This is a genomic window from Microbacterium sp. NPDC055683, assembly GCF_053617895.1.
In genome coordinates, this window is record NZ_JBSHGQ010000020.1 from 23276 (window position 1) to 44631 (window position 21356).

A 21356-nucleotide genomic window follows, 5' to 3' on the forward strand; every position below is an offset into this window, starting at 1 on the left:
GCGGCGCATGCGAGAATCGCGCATGGCGTGCCCGGATGCGGCCATGACGGCTCCGCCGGGCCAGAGGACAGCGTCCGCCGCCCGCCCGCGAGACGAGGAGCGACATGCCCCGCACGCAGCACCACCGGCGCTATCTCATGTGCCGGCCGGAGCACTTCACGGTGTCGTACTCCATCAACCCCTGGATGGAGCCCGCGAATCCCACCGACACGGCCCGCGCCGTGGCGCAGTGGCAGCGCCTGCACGACACGTATCTCGAGCTCGGCCACGAGGTCGAGCTCATCGATCCGCTCCCCGGCTACCCCGACATGGTCTACACGGCCAACGGCGGGTTCGTCGTCGACGGCATCGCCTACGGCCCGAGCTTCCGCTACGTCGAGCGGCAGGGCGAGGCGCCCGCCTTCATCGACTGGTTCCGGGCGAACGGCTTCGACACCGTCGTGCCCGAGGAGGTCAACGAGGGCGAGGGCGACTTCCTGCTCGCGGGAGACGTCATCCTCGCCGGAACCGGGTTCCGCTCCACGGGCGACAGCCACGCCGAGGTCGCGCGCGTGTTCGACCGCGAGGTGATCAGCCTGAACCTCGTCGACGCCCGGTTCTACCACCTCGACACGGCGCTCAGCGTCCTCGATCCCGTCGCCGAGGACGGCCGCACGACCATCGCCTACCTGCCCGGCGCCTTCGACGACGCGAGCCGCGCCGTGCTGGAGCGCCGCTTCCCCGACGCCATCCGCGTGTCGGACGAGGACGGCGCCGTCTTCGGCCTCAACTCCGCGAGCGACGGCCGCAACGTCTTCATCTCGCCGCGCGCCACGGGTTTCGAGAAGCAGCTGCGCGATCGCGGCTACACCCCGATCCTCATCGACCTCTCCGAGCTCCTCCTCGGCGGCGGGGGCATCAAGTGCTGCACGCTCGAGCTGCGGGGCCCGCGATGAGCGGCAGCCGGCTCGCGCACAACTACCACCCGCTCCCCGTCGTCGTCGCGAGCGCCGAGGGGGCGTGGGTCACCGATGTCGAGGGCAGGCGCTACCTCGACCTGCTCGCGGGATACTCCGCGCTCAACTTCGGGCACCGCCATCCCGCGCTCGTCGAGGCCGCGACCGCGCAGCTCGGGCGCGTCACCCTGACGAGCCGCGCCTTCGACAACGACCGGCTCGAGCCCTTCGCGACAGCGCTCGCCGACCTGTGCGGCAAAGACCTCGTGCTGCCCATGAACACCGGGGCGGAGGCCGTCGAGACGGGCATCAAGGTCGCCAGGGCATGGGGCTACCGTGTGAAGGGCGTCCCGCAGGGGCGCGCGAGGATCGTCGTGGCGCACGGCAACTTCCACGGCCGCACGACGACCATCGTCGGCTTCAGCGACGACCCGGAGGCGCACGACGGCTTCGGGCCGTACGGGCCCGGCTTCGTCGCCGTGCCGTTCGGCGACGCCGACGCGGTCGCCGCCGCGATCGACGACGACACGGTCGCCGTGCTCATCGAGCCCATCCAGGGCGAGGCAGGGGTCGTCATCCCGCCGGAAGGGTACCTCCGCCGCGTGCGCGAGATCACGCGCGAGCGCGGTGTGCTGCTCGTGGCCGACGAGATCCAGTCGGGGCTCGGGCGCGTGGGCGAGACGTTCGCGTGCGATCGCGAGGGGGTCGTCCCCGACGTCTACCTCCTCGGGAAGGCGCTCGGCGGCGGCATCCTGCCGGTGTCGGCCGTCGTGGCCGACGCCGAGGTGCTCGGCGTCATCCGCCCCGGCGAGCACGGCTCGACGTTCGGCGGCAACCCGCTGTCCGCCGCCGTCGGCCTGCGCGTCGTCGAGCTGCTCGCGACGGGGGAGTTCCAGAAGCGCGCGGCGCTCCTCGGCGCGCATCTCGCCGAGCGCCTCCAGCCGCTCGTGGGGAACGGCGTCACGGCCGTCCGCGTGGCTGGCCTGTGGGCGGGCGTCGACATCGACCCCGCGGTCGGCACGGGGCGCGAGGTCGCGGAGAGGCTCATGGCGCTCGGAGTGCTCGTCAAGGACACGCACGGGCAGACCATCCGCATCGCCCCGCCGCTCGTCGTCCGCGCCACCGAGATCGACTGGGCGGTGGAGCAGCTGCAGCGCGTGCTGACGCGATGAGACCGGGGCACCCGGGTGACGCGCCCGTCACGTTCCGACGCACGGGGTAACCTCCCGGCAATCACCCGGGTCTACTCTCGCCGGTATGGGCGACCTGTTCGACGGCTACGGCTCCACGCTGTCACCCCGCACGGCGGCGGATGGCACCCCCGCGTTCGACGAGATGTTCGGCGATCCGCGGGCGGAGGGAGGGCCCGCAGGGGCCCGCGACGCGTACCGCGAGCTGCATACGGCGCTGGCGCGCCTGACGCAGGACGAGCTGCGCGGGCGCACCGAGTCGCTCGCCAACTCCTATCTCGCGCAGGGCGTCACGTTCGACTTCGCGGGGGAGGAGCGGCCCTTCCCGCTCGACGCCGTGCCGCGCGTCATCCACGAGGACGAGTGGAGCCGCGTATCGGCGGGCGTCGCGCAGCGCGTGAAGGCGCTCGAGGCGTTCCTCGACGACGTGTACGGTCGCCGGCACTGCGTGCGCGACGGCGTGCTGCCCGCCTCCCTGGTCGCGTCGAGCCAGTACTTCTACCGGCAGGCGGCCGGCATCCACCCCGCCAACGGCGTGCGCATCCAGGTCGCCGGCATCGACCTCATCCGAGACGAGCACGGCGAGATGCGGGTGCTCGAGGACAACGTCCGCGTGCCGAGCGGCGTGAGCTACGTCATCTCCAACCGCCGCGTGATGGCCCAGACGCTCCCCGAGCTGTTCCACTCCATGCAGGTGCGCCCCGTCGGCGACTACCCCAACCGGCTGCTGTCGGCCCTGCGCGCGAGCGCCCCTCCCGGCGTCGACGACCCGCACGTCGTCGTGCTGACGCCCGGCGTCTACAACTCGGCGTACTTCGAGCACACGCTGCTCGCGCGCCTCATGGGCGTCGAGCTCGTCGAGGGCCGGGATCTGTTCTGCGCGGGCGGCAAGGTCTTCATGCACACCACGCGCGGTCCGCGTCGCGTCGACGTCATCTACCGCCGGGTCGACGACGACTTCCTCGACCCGCTGCAGTTCCGCGCCGACTCGATGCTGGGGGCGCCGGGCATCCTGCTCGCCGCGCGCCTGGGCAACGTGACGATCGCGAACGCGGTCGGCAACGGCGTCGCCGACGACAAGCTCACCTACACGTACGTGCCCGACCTCATCCGCTACTACCTCAGCGAGGAGCCCATCCTCCAGAACGTCGACACGTGGCGCCTGGAGGATCCCGGCGCCCTCGAGGAGGTGCTCGACCGCCTGGACGAGCTCGTCGTGAAGCCCGTCGACGGCTCCGGCGGCAAGGGACTCGTGGTGGGGCCGGACGCGTCTCCCGCCGAGCTCGAGGCGCTGCGCAAGCGCCTCGTCGCCGACCCGCGCGGATGGATCGCGCAGCCCGTCGTCATGCTCTCGACCATCCCGACCCTCGTCGACGACGGGATGCGACCGCGGCACGCCGACCTGCGGCCGTTCGCCGTCAACGACGGCAACGACGTCTGGGTGCTGCCGGGCGGGCTCACGCGCGTGGCGCTCCCGGAGGGGCAGCTCGTCGTGAACTCCAGTCAGGGCGGCGGCTCGAAGGACACCTGGATCGTGGGAGGCGAGTCGCCCGCGCGCGTCGAGTACGGGCAGGGCCAGGGTCTCGCCGGTCTCGTGGCCGACCAGGCGTCGACCGTCACGCAGGCCATCCCGATCGTCGGCAGCCTGCAGGAGCAGCACCAGTCGGGCGGGGAGGCGTGATCATGCTGAGCCGCATCGCCGAGTCGCTGTTCTGGATCGGGCGCTACATCGAGCGCAGCGACGGGACGGCGCGCATCCTCGACGTCCACCTGCAGCTGCTCCTCGAGGACCCGTGGATCGACGAGGACACCGCCTGCCGTTCGCTGATGTCGGTCATCGGTGCCGTCCCGCCCGAGCACGACGGCCCCATGACACGCGGATACGTGCTCGAGCAGCTCGGCGTGGCGCGCGACAACCTCTCGAGCATCGCCTCGTCGATCCGCGCCGCGCGAGAGAACGCGCGGCGTGCGCGCGAGATCGTCTCGACCGAGCTGTGGGAGTGCCTGAACACGACGAGCGCGCGCCTGCCGCGGCGCCTCCAGAGCGAGAAGGCGCACGAGTACTTCAAGTGGGTGCGCGAGAGGGCGGCTCTCGCGGTGGGCGTCGTCGAGGCGTCGACGAGCCGCGACGAGGCGTGGCAGTTCTTCGCGCTCGGACGCGCCATCGAACGCGCCGACATGACGGCCCGCCTGCTCGCGACGCGCGCGCTGACCGAGGCGTCGGGGCCGTCGTGGACGACCATCCTGCGCTCGTGCGGCGGATACGAGCCGTACCTGCGCACGTACCGCGGCATGCCGAGCGCCGTCAACGCGGCGGAGTTCCTCCTGCTCGACCGGCTGTTCCCGCGGTCGGTGATCGCATCGATCACGACGGCCGAGCAGTGCATGAGCGCGATCGAGCCGGTCGCCGACCGGGTCGGGCACTCCAACGCCGTGCTGCGCGCATTCGGCAAGCTGCGGAACGAGCTCGAGTACACGCCGATCGAGGAGATCATCGGCGACCTCCACGAGCACATGGAGAACGTGCAGATCGTGACGCGGGAGGCGTCGGAGGCGATCGGGCGCCGCTTCTTCCCGACGCAGGCGGAGCCCAGCTGGATCGGAGAGACCTCATGAAGCGACTGCGCATCGAGCACGAGACCGGCTTCCGCTACAGCGAGACGGTCACGGCCTCCTACAACGAGGCCCGCATGCTCCCGGGCACGACCGACAGCCAGTTCGTGCTGAGCGCGAACCTCGAGATCCGCCCGCAGGTGCCCGTGAGCTCGTACGCCGACTACTTCGGCACGCGCGTGTCGAGCTTCGACGTGCTGACGCCGCACACCGAGCTGATGATCACCTCGCGCAGCCTCGTCGAGGTGCGCGCGGCGCACGCCGAAGCGGTCGAGACGACGTGGGAGCGCCTCGCGCGCGACGTCGAGCGCGACGTCGAGACGGTCGAGCACCTCGCGCAGACCGACCGCACCCGGCCCCATCCCGAGGTCGCCGACATCGCGCGCGAGATCGCGCGGCGCCATGACGACCCCGCCGCCGCGGCGACGGCGATCGCGACGACGCTCGGCGATGCGGTGTCGTACGTGCGCGGCGTCACGGGTGTGCACTCCACGGCCGCGGACGCGTGGGACAAGCGGCAGGGCGTCTGCCAGGACATCACGCATCTCGTCATCGGAGGGCTGCGCGCCGCCGGCATCCCTGCCCGGTACGTCTCGGGCTACCTCCACCCGCGCGAGAACGCCGACATCGGCGTCGCGGTCGCGACCGAGTCGCACGCCTGGGTCGAGTACTTCGCGGGCGGATGGCACGGGTTCGATGCCACGGCGGGCGCGCCGTCGGGCGACCGGCATGTGCTCGTCGGACGCGGCCGCGACTACGGCGACGTGCCGCCGTTGCGCGGCGTCTACGCCGGGCCGTGCGAGAGCGAGCTGCACGTGCGCGTCACGATCACGCGCGAGGCGTAGCGGAGGGCGCGCGGCTCAGGCCCCGCGCGCCTCGCGCAGCTGCGACTCCAGGTGGAACACCTCGGGGAGATGCGCGACCCCCTGGTCGGCGCGGCCGTCGAGCGCGACGAAGAAGGGCGCCATCGACTCCTCCCAGCGGGCTGCGACCTCCGACTGCGCCAGGTAGGCCTGCGACGCCGCGTCGTCGTCGGTCTCGTAGAAGCCGACGAGCACGCCGCCTCCGAGGTGGAAGATCGAGTAGTCACGGCGGCCGGAGGCGGCGATCTCCTCGAGCATCTCGGGCCAGACCGGGCTGTGCCGGGCGATGTACTCGTCCATCAGCTCCGGACGGACCTGCAGACGGAAGCAGACGCGCTGCGGGGCTGTGCTCTCGGGCTGCGGGGCTGTGTTCTCGGGTTGCGGCGCTGGGCTCATGGACGGGGACCTCTCTGTCGCAGGGAAGCGTTTTCCATCGTATCGTCGTCGTCGTCGTCGTCGCGATCGTCGACGCGGATGGCCGTGGTCTGCGCGACCTGGTCGCTGAACTCCTCGGGCGCGACGACGGCGTTCGCGCGCGTGACGATCTCGAGCGGGCGGGTCTCGTCGAGCGTGACGGCGAAGCGCCGCTCCGACGACCGGTGCAGGCGCCCCGACCAGATCACCCACGCGAGCCCGATGAGGAAGGCGAGGATGCCCGCGGCCCCGCCGAGCACGATCGCGGCGCGCGGCCCGAACGCGTCGGCGACCCAGCCGGCGATGGGCGCGCCGATGGGTGTCGAGCCCATGATGACGGCCATGTAGAGCGCGAGCACGCGGCCGCGCAGCGCGGGGTCGGAGTTCGTCTGCACGTACCCGTTCGCCGTCGTCAGCATCGTCACAGTGCCGAAGCCGACGAACACGAGGACGGCCGCGTAGCTCCAGTAGCTCGGCATGGCGGCGGAGACGAGCGAGGCGGCGCCGAAGCCGCCCGCCGCGATCATGACGACGCGCAGCCGGGCGCGCTCGCGACGCGCGGCCAGCAGGGCGCCCGTGAGCGATCCGACCGCGAGCACGGAGCTCAGGATGCCGTACCCGTCGGCCCCGTGCCCGAACTCGATGGCCATGGTGGAGGCGAAGATCGGGAAGTTCATGCCGAAGGCGCCGACGAGGAACACCATCACGAACGCGACGATGAGGTCGGGCCTGCGGGCGACGTAGCGGAAGCCGTCGGCGAGCCGCGCTGCTCCCTGGCCGCGCGGGCGCGGCACGAGCTCGCGCGTGCGCATGGCGGCGAGCGCGAGGAGCATGGCGAGGAACGTCGCGGCGTTGAGGAAGAACACCCAGCCGCTGCCCACCGCGACGATCAGCAGGCCGCCGACGGCGGGGCCGATGAGGCGCGCCATGTTGAACGACGCCGAGTTGAGCGCGACCGCGTTCGCGGCGAACCGCCGCTCCACGACGTCGGAGACGAACGCCTGGCGCGCCGGGCTGTCGAAGGCGTTGGCGATGCCGAAGAGGAGGGCGAAGACGAGCATGAGCGGCAGGGTCATAGCCCCTGCGACCAGCAGCGCCCCGACGGCGAGCGCGAGAAGGAGGAGCGCCGTCTGCGTCACCATGAGCAGGCGTCGGCGGTCGAACCGGTCGGCGATCCAGCCCGTCACGCTCACGAGCACGAGGGGCGGCCCGAACTGCAGGGCCATCGTGACGCCCATGGCGGTGGCGTCGTTGTCGGTGAGCTCGGTGAGGACGACCCAGTCCTGCGCCGTCGACTGCATCCAGCCGCCGATGTTGGAGACGAGGGCGCCGAGGAACCAGATGCGGTAGTTGAACGAGGCGAAGGAGCGGAACATCGCGGTCATCGCTCGACCTCCCTCATGATGATCGCCGCGGCCGCGAGCAGTGTCTCGCGGTCGCCAGCGTCAAGGCGTGCGAGCACCTTCGCCAGCCACTCGTCGCGGCGTCGCACGGTGTCCTGAACGACCGAGCGCCCCGTCGGCGTGATCTCGATGACGACGCGGCGGCGGTCGGCGCCGTCCTCCGTCCTCGTGAGGTGGCCGCGCTCCTCGAGCGCGTTCACCGTGCGGTTCATGGACGGCGCCGTCACGCCTTCGCGCTCGGCGAGGGCGGTGAGCGTGTGGGGCCCGTGGATCTTCAGGGCGACGAGGACCGCGAACTGGCCGTCCGGCATGTCGGAGACGGCGCGCTGCTGCTTGAGGCGGCGGGAGAGGCGGAAGACGGCGGCCCGGATCTCGGAGGCGTCGGCGACGAGCTTCGTGGATGCGGATTGTTTAGCCATGTCAATCATTAGCCTAGCTCATTAGCCTTGCTAAGGGAATGGCGGTGTAGCATCGCGGCATGCCCGAGTTCGCCGACGCGTACGGCGTCGCCATCGTCTACGACGTCCACGAGCCGGAGGGAGCGCCGCGCGGCGTCGTCCAGGTGCTGCACGGGGTGGGCGAGCACGCGGGCCGCTATGCCGCCCTCGCGGACGAGCTCGCCGCCGCCGGCTGGGTCGTGTACGCCGACGACCACCGCGGCCACGGGCGCACGGGGATGCGCCAGCACGGCACGGCCGAGAAGCTCGGCCGCCTCGGCGTCGGCGGGCACCGCGCAGCCGTCGCCGCCGTGCGGCAGCTGAGCGAGCGCATCCGCGCGGAGCGGCCGGGTCTGCCGCTCGTGCTCCTCGGCCACTCGTGGGGGTCGTTCCTCGCGCAGATCCTGTTCGACCGTCATCCGGGCGCCTACGACGCGATCGTGCTCGTCGGGTCGTCGCTGCGCTGGCCGGGCTCCCTCAACGCCGGCGATCTCAACGCGCGGTGGAAGACCCCCGAGGCGAACGGCGTGGAGTGGCTCTCGACTGACGAGTCCGTGCAGAGGGCCTTTCTCGCCGACCCGCTCACGGTCGACGTGCCGCTCGCGAAACTCTTCGGCGTCGCCGATACGCTCCGGCTGGTGGGGCGCCCGCGGCGCGGGCTGCGCCGGGAGGCCGGCGCCGACGTGCCCGTGCTCCTGCTCGTCGGGCGCGACGACAGCGTGGGAGGTCCCCGGTCCGTGCACCGCCTCGCCGACGCGTATCGGCGGCGCGCGGGGCTCTCGGATGTCACGGTGCACGTCTACGACGGCCGGCACGAGATCCTCAACGAGCCCGTGCAGGGCGAGGTGCGCTCCGACATCGTCGCGTGGCTCGACGCGCGCTTCCCCGCCGTCGTCTAGCGAAGCGCCGTAGGCTGGACCCGTGCACGGCGAGTACAAGGTCCCCGGAGGAAAGCTCGTGGTCGTCGACCTCGAGGTCGAGGCCGGGAGGATCGCCTCGTTCCATCTCGCCGGCGACTTCTTCCTCGAGCCCGACACGGCGCTCGACGACATCAACCGCGCCGTCACGGGCATGCCCGACACGGCCGACGTGCCGGCGATCGCCGCGGCCATCCGCGCTCAGCTGCCGGACGGCGTGCAGATGCTCGGGTTCACGCCCGAGGCGGTCGGCACCGCCGTGCGCCGCGCCCTCGTCACCGCGTCGTCGTGGAGCGACTTCGAGTGGGAGGTCGTCGACGACCCCGCCGTCTCGCCGCTCATGAACCTCGCGCTCGACGAGGTGCTCACCGACCGCGTCGGCGACGGCCGCCGCAGGCCGACACTGCGCATCTGGGAGTGGGACGAGTCGGCCGTCGTCATCGGGTCGTTCCAGTCGTACCGCAACGAGGTCGACCCGGAGGGGGCAGCGCGCCACGGCTTCCAGGTCGTGCGCCGCATCTCGGGCGGAGGCGCCATGCTCATGGGCGCCGAGCAGATCATCACGTACTCGCTCTACGTGCCGGCGTCGCTCGTGGCGGGACTGACGTTCGCCGACTCGTACGCGTTCCTCGACGACTGGGTGCTGCAGGCGCTGCGCGGCATCGGGATCGAGGCGACCTACCAGCCGCTCAACGACATCGCGAGCCCGTCCGGGAAGATCGGCGGCGCCGCGCAGAAGCGCCTCGCCAACGGCGGCGTGCTGCACCACGCGACGCTGTCGTACGACATCGACGGGCAGGTCATGACGGAGGTGCTCCGCATCGGCCGCGAGAAGCTGAGCGACAAGGGCACGACGTCCGCCGCGAAGCGCGTCGACCCCATCCGCAGCCAGACGGGGATGGCGCGGCGCGAGATCATCGACCGCTTCATCGCGTCGTTCCGCGCGTTTACGGGCGCCGAGATGAGGAGCGTCTCGCCGGACGAGCTCGCCGAGGCCGAGCGGCTCGTCGAGACGAAGTTCGCCACCGACGCGTGGCTCCACCGCGTCCCGTGAGCGGCGACATCCTGGAAGACGTCCCGCTCGATGCGCTCGCCGCGGGGCGCGGGGCCGTGACCATCCACTACGGCGACAACCTCGACGTCGTGCGCACCCTGCCCGACGGCGCGTTCACGATCGCGTACCTCGACCCGCCCTTCAACACGGGGCGCGGGCGCGAGACCGACGAGAGTCGGCGGGGCGTCTCGTTCGCCGTGCCGGACACGCGGCCCGAGCCCGTCGACGACGCCGCCGTGGAGGACGGCGCCCTGTTCGGCACGGTCGACGACATCGAGCGGCTCGTCGACGCCGACGAGCGCGCCGCCGAGCTGCGCGCGACGAAGCACACGGGGTTCCACGGCCGCAGCTATCAGCGCGTGCGCGGAGCCCTGCGCTCATTCGACGACCGGTTCGACGACTACTGGGGATTCCTCGTGCCGCGCATCGAGGAGGCGTGGCGGCTGCTCGCCGACGACGGCACCCTCTACCTGCACCTCGACTACCGCGAGGCGCACTACGCGAAGGTCATGCTCGACGCCGTGTTCGGGCGCGACTCGTTCCTCAACGAGCTCATCTGGGCGTACGACTACGGAGCGAAGTCGAAGAGCCGGTGGCCCACGAAGCACGACACGATCCTCGTGTACGTGAAGGACCCCGACCGGTACTGGTTCGACTCCGACGCCGTCGACCGCGAGCCCTACATGGCGCCGGGCCTCGTGACGCGCGAGAAGGCCCGGCGCGGCAAGCTGCCGACGGATGTCTGGTGGCACACGATCGTGCCGACGAGCGGCCCCGAGCGCACGGGCTACGCGACGCAGAAGCCCGAGGGCATCCTGCGGCGCATCATCCAGGCGTCGTCGCGCCCCGGCGACCGGGTGCTCGACATGTTCGCCGGCAGCGGCACGACGGGCGCCGTCGCCGCCGCGCTCGGACGCGACGCCGTGCTCGTCGACGACAACCCCGACGCCATCCGGATCATGGGCGATCGCATCCCCGACGCGCGGGTCGTGCTGCGCCGCTAGCCTGGCGGCATGCGCTTCGGAACCTTCATCCCCCAGGGCTGGCGATTCGACCTCGTCGGCATCGACCCGTCCGACCAGTGGGACGCCATGCTCTCGCTCGCGCGCCGCGCCGACGCCGGCCCGTGGGAGTCGCTCTGGGTCTACGACCACTTCCACACGACGCCCGTCCCCTCCCAGGAGGCGACGCACGAGGCGTGGACGCTGATGTCCGCCTTGGCCGCGTCGACCACGCGCATCCGGCTCGGCCAGATGTGCACGTGCATGGGCTACCGCAATCCCGCCTACCTCGCGAAGGTCGCGGCGACCGTCGACCACGTGTCGCACGGACGCGTCGAGATGGGCATCGGCGGCGGCTGGTACGAGCACGAATGGCGCGCCTACGGCTACGGCTTCCCCGAGATCGGCGACCGGCTGCGGATGCTGCGCGAGGGCGTCGAGATCATGAAGCAGGCGTGGGAGACGGGCACGGCCACGCTCGACGGCCGCTACTTCCAGGTGGACGGCGCGATCGTGCGGCCGCTGCCCGTCCAGCGTCCCGGCATCCCGTTCTGGATCTCGGGCGGCGGCGAGAAGGTCACGCTGCGGATCGCGGCGCAGTACGCGCAGTACACGAACTTCTCCGGCGATCCCGAGGGCTTCGCCCACAAGAGCGCCGTGCTGCGCGGCCACTGCGAGACGATCGGGCGCGACGTCTCCGAGATCACGCGGTCGGCGAACTACAACACCGTGATCGGCGAGACGGAGGCGGAGGTGCAGGAGCGCCTCGCCGCGGTCGACGCGCGCCTGCGCCCGCATGTGGGAGACGCGCACGCCGACCGCATCCTCGCCGACTACCGGGCGTCGGCGGCGGTGGGAACGGTCGAGCAGGTCACGGAGCGCCTCGCGGCGCTCGGCGAGCAGGGGCTCGCGTACGCCATCCACTACTTCCCGGAGGCGGCGTACGACGTGTCCGGCGTGGAGCTGTTCGAATCGCGCATCATCCCCGCCCTCGCCTGAGCGGTCTCACGTGAGCGGCAGGACGCCGTCGTATGCGTCGAGCGACTCGCGCGCGAACGGCTCGGGATGGGCGAAGACGCGCGACGGGGTCGATCCCGCCGACCACGGGCTCCAATCGGCCGCGCCCGTCCGGGCGAAGCCGACCGCGGCGCCGTGCACCGCGTCGGCGAGCGCCTGCGGCGGGTCGTCCCCCGTCATGAGTTCGACGCCCTCGGCATCGAGCACGTCGAAGAAGAACGGCACGTCGAGGCAGTGCAGCGACCATCCGCGCGCGGGCGAGACCCACTCGAAGCGGTAGGCCCACGTGCGTGCGCCGGATGCGGCCGACCGCGCGCGCCCGACGCGGATGACGTGGCGGCGGAAGAGCGCGTCGGTCACGAAGCGGCCGATCGCGGCGGCGACGCCGCGCTCCTTCCGCAGCGCCGCGTTGGCCTTCAGGTACGGCCGGCGGCGGCGCCGCGGCAGACCGAGCACCGCGAGCACGAGCGCCGCCGGCACCCAGCGCAGCCAGCGACGATGGTCGTCGACGATCATCGAGAACTCGTCGTCGGTCGTGCCGATCACGAGCGGCTTGTCTGCGCCCACGCCGCGGGCGAGGGCGCGCAGGGTCGGCTCGAGCACGAGCTCTCCGTCGATGGCAGGGCCGAGGCGCAGCCCATCCGACAGCACGGCTTGGGCGCCGTGCAGGTCGCGCATCGCGATGAGGTCGGCCGCCGCCTCTCGCACCTGTCGCTCGGTGAGGGCCCGCCAGCCCTCCACGGTCGGCTCCACTCCGGCGGCCTCCGCCGCTCGCCGTCCGAAGCGCTCCGCCTCCTCCGGCGTGATCGCGCCGACCGTGGCCGACATCGCCCACACGGCGTGGAAGAGGTGCTGCGCCGCGGGCATCGCGAGCAGGGTGAGCACGGCGCCCGCGCCCGCCGACTGCCCTGCGATGGTCACGCGGTCGGGGTCGCCGCCGAACGCCCGGACATTGCCCTGCACCCACTCGAGCGCGGCCATCCAGTCGCGTACGCCGCGGTTGGACGGCGCGTCGGCGATCCATCCGAATCCGTCGAAGCCGAGACGGTACGACACCGTCACGACGACGACGCCGTCGCGCGCGAAGGAGCGCCCGTCGTACCAGGGGCTCGCGATCGAGCCCGACACGTAGGCCCCGCCGTGGATGTAGACGAGGACGGGGAGCGCCGCATCGGGTGACGGCGACGGCGTGAACACGTTGACGTTGAGGGTCGAGCGCCCGGGCACCGACGGCTCGGGGATGAGCGTGATCCCCGTCGCCCCGCGCTGCGGCGTCGCCCCCTGCGTCGTGGCGTCGCGGACACCCTCCCACGGTTCGTGCGGGACGGGAGCCTGGAACCGCAGCGGACCGACCGGCGGCTGCGCGTAGGGGATGCCGAGGAAGGTCGCGCAACCGCCGCGCCAGAACCCGCGGACGCGGCCCGACGCGGTGGCGACGACGGGCTGTTCCAGGCGCGGCGGATCGGCGGGCGTGCTCGGGGTCACGCCACCAGTATCGCGCCCGTCAGAAGAGCTGGCGCCAGTTCGCCTTCGCGAGGTCGAGCAGCTCGTCGCCTCGGCCCGACATGACCGTGCGGATGGCGTACAGCGCGAAGCCCTTCACCTGCTCGGCCGTCACGGTCGGCGGCATCGACAGCTCCTGGCGCTCCGTGACGACGTCGAGGAGGGCGGGGCCGTCGTGGGCGAGCAGCTCGGCGATCGCCGCGGGGAGGTCGGTCGAGCGCTCCACGCGGATGCCCTTGATGCCGAGGGCGTTCGCGACGGCCGCGAAGTCGGGGTTCGCGAGGTCGGTGCCGTACGTCACGAAGCCCGCGGCCTTCATCTCCAGCTCGACGAAGTTGAGGGAGGAGTTGTTCACGACGACGGTCTTCACGGGCAGGCCGTTCTGCGTGAGTGTGATGAGCTCGCCCAGCATCATGGCGAGACCGCCGTCGCCCGCCAGCGCGACGACCTGGCGCCCGGGCTGCGCGACCTGCGCTCCGATGCCATGCAGCAGCGCGTTCGCCATGGAGCCGTGGCTGAACGACCCGATGAGCCGGCGCCGGCCGTTCATGGTGAGGTAGCGCGCTGCCCACACGGTGGGCGAGCCCACGTCGGCCGTGAACACGGCGTCGTCGGCGGCCGCCTCGTCGAGGAGGCGCGCGAGGTACTGCGGATGGATGGGCTGCGAGCCGTGGCGAGGCACGGCGAGATCGTCGAGCTTCTTGCGGGTCTTGGCGTAGTGCGCGCGGGCATCCTCGAGGTGGCCGCGGTCGCGTCCGTCCGAGAGTCGGGGGAGGAGGGCCGACGCCGTCGCCTTCACGTCGCCCACGAGCCCGAGGTCGAGCGGATGGCGTCGGCCGAGCTGGGTGCCGCGGATGTCGACCTGGATGGTCGTGGCGTGCTCGGGGTAGAACTGCGGGTACGGGAAGTCGGTTCCGAGCATGAGGAGCGCGTCGGCGCCCTCCATCGCGCGGTAGCCGGAGGCGAAGCCGAGCAGCCCCGTCATGCCGACGTCGTACGGGTTGTCGTACTCGATGAACTCCTTGCCGCGCAGCGCGTGCACGATCGGCGCGGCGAGGCGGTCGGCGAGCGCGACGACCTCGGCGTGGGCGCCCTCGACGCCCGCGCCGGCGAGGATCGTGACCTTCCCCGCCCCGTTCAGCAGCTCGGCGGCGCGGTCGAGCTCCCGCTCGCTCGGCACGACGACGGGCTGGGCGCGCTCGATGACGGTGACGCGGTCGGAGACGGCGTCGGCGAGCGCGACGTCGCCCGGGATGACGACGACCGCGACGCCGCGCTCCTGGATGGCCGCGCGCATCGCGATCTCGAGCACACGCGGCATCTGATGCGGGTCGGCGACGTACTCGACGTAGACGCTGCACTCGCGGAAGAGCTCCTGCGGGTGCGTCTCCTGGAAGTAGGTGGTGCCGATCTCCGAGGTCGGGATGTGCGCGGCGATCGCGAGGACGGGCACGCGCGACCGGTTCGCGTCGTAGAGGCCGTTGATGAGGTGGAGGTTGCCCGGCCCGCACGACCCGGCGACGACGGCGAGTTCGCCCGTGACGGCCGCGTCGGCGGCGGCGGCGAAGGCGGCCGACTCCTCATGGCGCACGTGGACCCAGCGGATGGTGCCGTCGGCCCGCAGGGCGTCGGTGAATCCGTTGAGCGAGTCTCCCGGGATGCCGTAGACGCGGTCGACCCCGTTCGCGGCGAGTGTCTCGACGATGTTCTCTGCGACGTTGACCATGGCATCGACGCTACGCCTGCCTGGGCCTTGACGGGCCACTTGCCTTTTGCAAGCATTCACGCATGCGCACCTTCGTCCACGTGCTCGTCAACACGGCGTTCGCGAACCTCACGACGAGCTATCTGTGGTGGGCGCTCACCTTCTGGATCTACGTCGAGACGGAGAACGTCGTCGCGACGGGCGTCATCGGCGGGGCCTACATGCTGTTCATCGCGCTGTTCAGCATGATGTTCGGCACGATCGTGGACCGGTTCCGCAAGAAGGCCGTCATGATGTGGGCGACGCTCGCAGCGTTCGCCGTGTTCTGCGCCGACGGGGCGTTCTTCTTCGTGCTCGGCGAGGAGCGCATGATCGACCTCTCGCAGCCGTGGTTCTGGATCTTCGCCGTCGTCATGCTCGCGGGAGCCGTCGTCGAGCAGCTGCGCAACATCGCGCTGTCGACGACCGTGACGCTGCTCGTCCCGACCGAGAAGCACGCGAACGCGAACGGCATGGTGGGCACGGTGCAGGGACTCGCGTTCCTCGTGACGAGCGTCTTCAGCGGACTGTCGGTCGGCCTGCTCGGCATGGGCCCGTCCATCCTCATCGCCCTCGTGCTCATCGCGCTGTCGCTCGTGCACCTCGCGGCCATCCGCATCCCGGAGCCCGAGATCGTGCACGCCGAGGGGCAGACGCGCTGGGTGGACGTCGCGGGCGGCTTCCGCGCCGTGCGGCTCGTGCCGGGGCTGCTCACCCTCATCCTCTTCACGACGCTCAACAACCTCGTCGGCGGCGTCTACATGGCGCTCATGGACCCGTACGGGATCGAGATGTTCGGCGTGGAGATGTGGGGCATCTGGCTGGCGGTCGGGTCGACGGGGTTCATCGTCGGCGGCGCGGTCATCGCGAAGGCGGGGCTCGGGCGCAACCCCATCCGCACGATGCTCGTCATCGCGGCGCTCGTCGGCGTCGTGGGCGCCGTCTTCACGGTGAGGGAGTGGGCCTGGCTCTACATCGCGGGGCTGTGGACGTTCATGGCGCTCATGCCGGCCGTCGAGGCGGCCGAGCAGACGGTCATCCAGAAGGTCACGCCGTACGAGAAGCAGGGGCGCGTGTTCGGATTCGCGATGACGTTCGAGGCCGCGTCGGCGCCCGTGACGTCGTTCCTCGTCGCACCCATCGCGCAGTTCTGGGTGATCCCGCATCTGCGGACGGCGGAGGGGCAGGCGCAGTGGGGATGGCTCGTCGGCGAGGGCGACGCGCGCGGCATCGCGCTCGTCTTCGTCATCGCGGGGGTCGTCGCTGTGCTGCTCGCTCTCGGCGGGTTCCTGCTTCCGGCGTATCGCACGCTGTCGCGGCGGTTCCTGGAGGAGCCCGCGGCGACGGAGGAGCAGACGGATGACGCGGTGGGCGGGCCCGTGCCGGGCTCCGGCGCGTCGGCTGCCGGCGCGCTGCTTCCGCCGGCGGATCAGAGAGCGGCGGAGTAGCTCGTCCCGCGCAGCTTCTCGGTGAGGACGAGCAGCTGCTGCAGCTCGTCGTCGTCGAGGCACGACATGCGCTCGGCGATCCGGCGGCCGTGGGCGGCGCCGATGGCGCGGAAGGCATGCGCGCCGACGTCGGTCGCCGTGACGAGCGACCCGCGTCCGTCGTCGGGATCGCTGCACTTCGTCACGAGGCCTCGGCCGACCATCCGGTCGACGAGCCGCGACACGCTCGGCTGGCTGATGAGCATGTTCGCCGTCACATCCCGCAGGCGCGAGGTCATGTCGGGCGCGCGCGTCACGGTGAGGAGCACGTCGTACTCGGCCTGCGACAGGTCGGTGCCGACGAAGTCGGTCGAGATCTCCTCGAACACCTCGTGCTGCGCCCGGAAGAGGCTCTCCCACGCTGCGATAGCGAGTCTGCGGTCGGCCATGCGTCCCAGGGTAGCGGTCTATGCACGCCTATAGGTCTCGGTGCGCTGGGCGATGCGCGAGACACAAGTAAGGGCCGGGCGGAGAGGAAGCCGCCCGGCCCTTGTCCCTTGCACCAAGAGTGTCCTGCAATCACATGTCGGCAGCTGCCACAGCAAAACAGCTGCCTTGCGATGACTCTATAACGGCGAGGTAACGGGTGACAAGGGGTGTCGTTATGTTTCCGTGATTTCATCTGTGGGGCATAGCGGGCGGTCAGGAAGCGGCGCTCACGGTGCCAGCGTGAGCACCTCGGCCGCCCCGTCGGTGATGGCGACGGTGTGCTCGCTGTGGGCGGTCAGGCACCCCGTCGCGCTGCGGAGGGTCCATCCGTCGGCGTCGGTGACGAGCTCGTCGGTGTCGGCCATCACCCACGGCTCGAGGGCGAGCAGGAGCCCCGGCCGCAGGCGGTACCCGCGCCCCGGTCGTCCTCGGTTCGGCACGTGCGGGTCGCCGTGCATGGTGCTGCCGATGCCGTGACCGCCGAACTCGGTGTTGACGGCGTAGCCCGCCTCGGTGAGGACCGATCCGATCGCATGGGAGATGTCGCCGATGCGGTTGCCGGGGCGTGCGGCGTCGATGCCCGCGAGGAGCGCGCGCTCCGTCGTCTCGATGAGCGCCGTGCTCCCGGAGGGGCGCTCGGCGCCGACGATGAAGCTGATCGCGGCATCCGCGGCGACCCCGCCCTTGATCACGGCGAGGTCGAGCGTCAGCAGGTCGCCCGACCGGAGCGCGTAGTCGTGCGGCATGCCGTGCAGCACGGCGTCGTTCACGGCCGTGCAGATCCAGTGGCCGAACGGCCCGCGCCCGAACGACGGGGCGTAGTCGACATAGCAGGAGTCGGCACCCGACCCCAGGATGAGCTCGCGTGCCCACTCGTCGATCTGGAGCAGATTGACGCCGACGGCGGCACGTCGGCGCAGCTCCTGCAGGATGCCGCCGACGATGGCGCCGGAGCCGCGCGCGGCCGCCAGCTCGCGAGCGCTCAGGATCTCGATCACGGTGTATCCCCTCCGGTATGAAAGTACCGGTCTGATAATACCGATAGACTTGCGGCATGATGGTCCGGCTGCCTCATACTCCCGAGGAGATCGCGCGCGGACGGCGCCTGGGCGCGGCGCTGCGTGCGGCGCGCGGCGACCGGTCGATCCTTGCGGTCGCGGGGGAGGCGGGGGTGTCGCCCGAGACGCTTCGCAAGATCGAGACGGGTCGCCTCGTGACACCGTCGTTCGCGACCGTCTCCGCCGTCGCCGCCGTGCTCGGGCTCTCGCTCGACGAGCTCGCCGTGGTGGCCAGGGAGGGCGCCCCGGCCCGTCGCTGACGCGCGTCGGTGGTCACCGCGCCGGTGGTCACACGGCGAGCCAGCGCCGAAAGGTGTCGATCATGTCCTGGTGCGAGCTGCCGGGCACGACGTGCCCCTGGTCGTGCCAGAGCACGCTGCGCTCGAGGGCTCCCGTCGCCCTCGCCACGATGCGGGAGCCGTGGTACTCCGGTGGGCAGAGCAGGTCGTCGTCGGACATGACGAACCGCATGCGCTTGCCCGTCCACACCGACCCCGCGAGATAGGTCGGATTGGTGGCGCGGATCTTGTCCCAGTCGCCGTCGTACGCGGCGAGCACGCCCGTGCGTCCCAGCGCCTCCTCCTTCGCGGCGGTCTCGACGAGGTTGAGCAGCCCGTTCGCGCTGTAGAACCCGCGCTGGCGCGGCAGGAGGTTCCGCGCATACGCGAACGCCATGAGCGCCGCGCCCCCGGAGTTGGCGCGCGCGAAGCTCAGCCCGATGGGGAAGACGTTGTTCACCCACTTCGCGACGCGCTTCTGGCGCGTGATCGCCTCGTCGTTGACGTACGTGTTGCCGCCGTAGCTCGGGCAGATGCAGATGGCGCCCTCGCGCAGGGCCATCTCCGCGTTCCACTTGTACGCCGTCGAGAGGGCGGTGTGGGTGGAGGCGTTGGAGTGGTAGTACCAGAGCATCGCCTGCAGCGTCGTCGCGGGCTTGCGCACCGCCGTGTGCGGCACGAACAGCCGGGTGAGGTCGCCGTCGATGTCGACGTCGATCTCCTCGTACGGCTGGCCGAACCGGCTGACGATGCTCGTGCGCGCGACCTCGCCGGGGAGCCGACTGATCGGGCCGTCCGCGGCGTGCACCGGACCCCCGATGAAGGGGATGGCCGCCGCGCCGGCCGCCGCTCCGATGAGCAGAGAGCGGCGGGAGAGGTGTGCCGGGCGAGACGACGTCGGGGCGGTGTCCATCGGGGGTCCCTTCCTCAGACCGAGCTGACGCGGCTCAATCTAGGGATCCCGGGATGCTGCGCCGGGGTGCGTAACGAGACCGTCACGCGTTCTCCATCCGGCCGTCGTCTGGCATCGCGGGCACCGCGGGGACCCGACCTGGGCATCCTGGCGGGCAGCGGGACCGAGTCGCTAAGTTGTGCGCCGCTCAGGGGGCGGCGAGTCGTCGCGCCGCCTCGACCACGGCTGCGCGGTAGTGCTCGTCGTCGGGGCTGAGGCCCGTGATCATGCGGACGACGTGGGGGAGGAGGGCGCCGTATCCTGCGAGCGAGAGCAGCAGGACGTGGAGCATCTCGGGTGTGAAGGCGCTCGTCAGCGCGCCGTCGTCCTGCGCCGCGGCGAGAGCCTCCGTGCGCTCCCGGTACATCTCGACGCGCGCGGACTCGTCCGGCACCTCGTCGGTGTACGCGAGTGCCTCCCATGCGAGGAGCCGGATGAGGTCGGGTCGGCTCCGGTTGAACGCGACCAGTCTCTCCGCGAAGTCCGCGACCTCCTCGACGGCGGCGCCGGTGAACGCGACGGAGCCGACCCCCTCCTCCACCTTGCTCCGCAGGACCTCGGCGAAGAGTGCGGGCTTGCCGCCGAAGTAGTTGTAGATGCGCTCCTTGTTGACCGACGCGCGGCGCGCGATCCGCTCGATCGTCGTGCCGTGGAGCCCATGGGCGACGAACTCCGCCGTCGCCGCGTCGAGGATCCTGCGCTTGGTGGCCTCGGTGTCCCATGCCATGTCTTCCCCATTTCCAACGCCTGCGTTGCAATCCTCCCGCAGGATCCCCTATCGTTTTCCCAACGGTATCGTTGGAGATGAGTGGAGCACAGATGACCGAGCGTTCCGAGCGCACGTCGCCCTCCGGGATGACGACTCGCCTGGCCTTCCTCTTCGCCGTCGCGGGAGGCGCCGCCGTCGGCAATCTCTACTGGGCGCAGCCCATCCTCGCCGTCATCGCCGTCGATCTCGGGGTGACCTCCGAGACGGCGGGCCTGCTCATCACCGTCACCCAGCTCGGCTACGCCGTCGGGATCTTCCTTCTCGTGCCACTGGGCGACATCGTGGACCGTGCCCGCGTCATCCCGCTGCTCATGGTCCTCGCCGCCGCGATGCTGGCGGTCGGCGCGGCCGCGCCGTCGTTCCCCGTCCTCGTGGTCGCCCTCTCCCTCGTCGGCGTGACGACGGTCTCGGGGCAGTTCCTCGCCCCGCTCGCGGGCGACCTCGCCGCAGACGACCGGCGCGGCCGGGTCATCGGGATCGTCGCCTCCGGACTGCTGCTGGGCATCATGATCGCGCGCGCGGTCAGCGGCGTGCTGACCGATCTCGTCGGATGGCGCGTGCTCTACGCCGCGGTCGCCGCGCTCATGCTCGCCCTCGCCGTCGTCATGCGGCGCGCGCTTCCGCGGCTCGCTCCGCGGGCGACGGCACCGTACCCGGCGCTCCTTCTCGCCGTCGTGCGGACGCCCTTCGCGAGCCGGACCGCGCGGTGGCTCGTCGTCGTGGGCGCCGTGACGATGGCGTCGTTCACGCTGTTCTGGACGGGGCTGACCTTCCTCCTCTCCTCGGCGCCCTTCGGGTTCTCCGCCACGCAGATCGGGCTCGTCAACCTCGTCGGCATCGGCGGAGCCGTCGCCGCGCAGCGCGTGGGGAGACTCGCCGATCGCGGTCTCGCCGTCCCCGCCATCGCCGGGGGACTCGCGCTCGCGTGCGCGGCGCTCGTCCTCGCGGCGAGCGCACCCGCTCGGCTCGCGGTCGTCCTCGCGGCGAGCGCACCCGCTCGGCTCGCGGTCGTCATCGTCGTGATCGCCGTCTACTCGGTCGGCGTGCAGTCCGCGATGGTGCTCGTCCAGACCCGCATGCTCGCGATCGATCCGTCTGCGCGCAGTCGGCTCAACACGGTTCTCGTCGTCGGCAACTTCCTCGGCGGAGCCGCCGGCTCGGCACTCGCCGGTGCACTGTGGGCCGGCGGCGGATGGTCCTCCGTCGCGGGGGCGGGAGCCGCTCTGCTGCTCCTGGCCCTCGCGGTCTGGGTCGTGCAGCGCCGCCGCGCCTTCGCGTGACGCGGTCTCGGT

21 protein-coding genes are annotated in these 21356 nt (G+C 71.5%); 12 read left to right on the forward strand and 9 right to left on the reverse strand.

Translation table 11 applies throughout. The annotated features are described in order from the left end of the window. Window positions 1-104: 104 nt before the first annotated feature. The 5 genes from ddaH to ACWGPF_RS09410 all read left to right on the forward strand — a co-directional run bounded on the left by ddaH (window position 105) and on the right by ACWGPF_RS09410 (window position 5583). Window positions 105-935: a dimethylargininase gene (ddaH, locus tag ACWGPF_RS09390; RefSeq protein ID WP_452332574.1), complete on the forward strand. Its 831-nt coding sequence runs from the start codon at window positions 105-107 to the stop codon at window positions 933-935. Then, complete coding sequence (gene rocD, locus ACWGPF_RS09395; protein ID WP_452332575.1) at window positions 932-2107, forward strand: ornithine--oxo-acid transaminase; 1176 nt, start codon at window positions 932-934, stop codon at window positions 2105-2107. The genes ddaH and rocD overlap by 4 nt, the downstream gene beginning before the upstream one ends. A gap of 85 nt (window positions 2108-2192) precedes the next feature. After that, entirely contained in the window at window positions 2193-3806 is a 1614-nt protein-coding gene (locus tag ACWGPF_RS09400; protein WP_452332576.1) for a circularly permuted type 2 ATP-grasp protein, read from the forward strand. 2 nt (window positions 3807-3808) lie between these two features. Then, a complete protein-coding gene (locus ACWGPF_RS09405; protein WP_345441421.1) occupies window positions 3809-4741 on the forward strand; it encodes an alpha-E domain-containing protein in 933 nt (310 codons plus the stop codon). Further along, complete coding sequence (locus ACWGPF_RS09410) at window positions 4738-5583, forward strand: transglutaminase family protein (protein ID WP_452332577.1); 846 nt, start codon at window positions 4738-4740, stop codon at window positions 5581-5583. The genes ACWGPF_RS09405 and ACWGPF_RS09410 overlap by 4 nt, the downstream gene beginning before the upstream one ends. A 15-nt stretch (window positions 5584-5598) precedes the next feature. Here the strand turns inward: ACWGPF_RS09410 and ACWGPF_RS09415 are convergent, their stop codons facing one another. The 3 genes from ACWGPF_RS09415 to ACWGPF_RS09425 are packed head-to-tail and all read right to left on the reverse strand — an operon-like array spanning window position 5599 to window position 7837. Beyond that, window positions 5599-5997 carry an L-rhamnose mutarotase gene (locus ACWGPF_RS09415; protein ID WP_452332578.1) on the reverse strand — a complete coding sequence of 133 codons (399 nt, stop codon included), beginning with the start codon at window positions 5995-5997 and terminating at the stop codon, window positions 5599-5601. Next, a complete protein-coding gene (locus ACWGPF_RS09420) occupies window positions 5994-7391 on the reverse strand; it encodes an MFS transporter (RefSeq protein WP_452332607.1) in 1398 nt (465 codons plus the stop codon). The genes ACWGPF_RS09415 and ACWGPF_RS09420 overlap by 4 nt, the downstream gene beginning before the upstream one ends. Before the next feature lie 5 nt (window positions 7392-7396). Continuing rightward, window positions 7397-7837 carry a MarR family winged helix-turn-helix transcriptional regulator gene (locus ACWGPF_RS09425; RefSeq protein ID WP_452332579.1) on the reverse strand — a complete coding sequence of 147 codons (441 nt, stop codon included), beginning with the start codon at window positions 7835-7837 and terminating at the stop codon, window positions 7397-7399. Between the two features lie 59 nt (window positions 7838-7896). Between ACWGPF_RS09425 and ACWGPF_RS09430 the strand changes: the two genes are divergently transcribed. From ACWGPF_RS09430 to ACWGPF_RS09445, 4 genes are read left to right on the forward strand one after another with little or no spacing between them, the layout of a single operon-like run. Next, window positions 7897-8754, forward strand: a complete 858-nt coding sequence (locus ACWGPF_RS09430; protein ID WP_452332580.1) for an alpha/beta fold hydrolase — start codon at window positions 7897-7899, stop codon at window positions 8752-8754. Window positions 8755-8776: 22 nt separating this feature from the next. Then, window positions 8777-9826 carry a lipoate--protein ligase family protein gene (locus tag ACWGPF_RS09435; RefSeq protein WP_452332581.1) on the forward strand — a complete coding sequence of 350 codons (1050 nt, stop codon included), beginning with the start codon at window positions 8777-8779 and terminating at the stop codon, window positions 9824-9826. Then, window positions 9823-10830 (forward strand): DNA-methyltransferase, encoded by a 1008-nt coding sequence (locus tag ACWGPF_RS09440; RefSeq protein ID WP_452332582.1) that lies wholly within the window; start codon window positions 9823-9825, stop codon window positions 10828-10830. The genes ACWGPF_RS09435 and ACWGPF_RS09440 overlap by 4 nt, the downstream gene beginning before the upstream one ends. Before the next feature lie 9 nt (window positions 10831-10839). Next, window positions 10840-11826, forward strand: a complete 987-nt coding sequence (locus tag ACWGPF_RS09445; RefSeq protein WP_452332583.1) for an LLM class F420-dependent oxidoreductase — start codon at window positions 10840-10842, stop codon at window positions 11824-11826. 6 nt (window positions 11827-11832) lie between these two features. On the opposite strand, the gene ACWGPF_RS09450 is transcribed toward ACWGPF_RS09445, so the two are convergent. Continuing rightward, window positions 11833-13329 carry a carboxylesterase/lipase family protein gene (locus tag ACWGPF_RS09450; protein WP_452332584.1) on the reverse strand — a complete coding sequence of 499 codons (1497 nt, stop codon included), beginning with the start codon at window positions 13327-13329 and terminating at the stop codon, window positions 11833-11835. A 19-nt stretch (window positions 13330-13348) separates the two neighbouring features. After that, window positions 13349-15073 carry a ubiquinone-dependent pyruvate dehydrogenase gene (gene poxB, locus ACWGPF_RS09455; RefSeq protein WP_452332585.1) on the reverse strand — a complete coding sequence of 575 codons (1725 nt, stop codon included), beginning with the start codon at window positions 15071-15073 and terminating at the stop codon, window positions 13349-13351. Window positions 15074-15135: 62 nt separating this feature from the next. On the opposite strand from poxB, the gene ACWGPF_RS09460 reads away from it, so the two are divergent. Continuing rightward, window positions 15136-16539 carry an MFS transporter gene (locus tag ACWGPF_RS09460; RefSeq protein ID WP_452332586.1) on the forward strand — a complete coding sequence of 468 codons (1404 nt, stop codon included), beginning with the start codon at window positions 15136-15138 and terminating at the stop codon, window positions 16537-16539. Here the strand turns inward: ACWGPF_RS09460 and ACWGPF_RS09465 are convergent. Together ACWGPF_RS09465 and map are read right to left on the reverse strand one after the other, a co-directional pair. Next, window positions 16521-16967, reverse strand: coding sequence for a MarR family winged helix-turn-helix transcriptional regulator (locus ACWGPF_RS09465; protein WP_452332587.1), 447 nt, complete (start codon window positions 16965-16967; stop codon window positions 16521-16523). The two genes, ACWGPF_RS09460 and ACWGPF_RS09465, sit on opposite strands and share 19 nt — an antisense overlap. A gap of 267 nt (window positions 16968-17234) precedes the next feature. Beyond that, window positions 17235-18005, reverse strand: coding sequence for a type I methionyl aminopeptidase (map, locus tag ACWGPF_RS09470; protein ID WP_452332588.1), 771 nt, complete (start codon window positions 18003-18005; stop codon window positions 17235-17237). Between the two features lie 59 nt (window positions 18006-18064). Between map and ACWGPF_RS09475 the strand changes: the two genes are divergently transcribed. After that, window positions 18065-18325, forward strand: a complete 261-nt coding sequence (locus ACWGPF_RS09475) for a helix-turn-helix domain-containing protein (protein WP_452332608.1) — start codon at window positions 18065-18067, stop codon at window positions 18323-18325. A 28-nt stretch (window positions 18326-18353) separates the two neighbouring features. On the opposite strand, the gene ACWGPF_RS09480 is transcribed toward ACWGPF_RS09475, so the two are convergent. After that, entirely contained in the window at window positions 18354-19256 is a 903-nt protein-coding gene (locus tag ACWGPF_RS09480) for a hypothetical protein (RefSeq protein ID WP_452332589.1), read from the reverse strand. 187 nt (window positions 19257-19443) lie between these two features. Further along, the gene (locus ACWGPF_RS09485; RefSeq protein ID WP_452332590.1) at window positions 19444-20022 is read right to left on the reverse strand and encodes a TetR family transcriptional regulator; all 579 of its coding nucleotides are present in this window, start codon (window positions 20020-20022) and stop codon (window positions 19444-19446) included. Window positions 20023-20114: 92 nt separating this feature from the next. Between ACWGPF_RS09485 and ACWGPF_RS09490 the strand changes: the two genes are divergently transcribed. Then, window positions 20115-21344 carry an MFS transporter gene (locus ACWGPF_RS09490; protein WP_452332591.1) on the forward strand — a complete coding sequence of 410 codons (1230 nt, stop codon included), beginning with the start codon at window positions 20115-20117 and terminating at the stop codon, window positions 21342-21344. The last annotated feature ends 12 nt before the right edge of the window (window positions 21345-21356 follow it).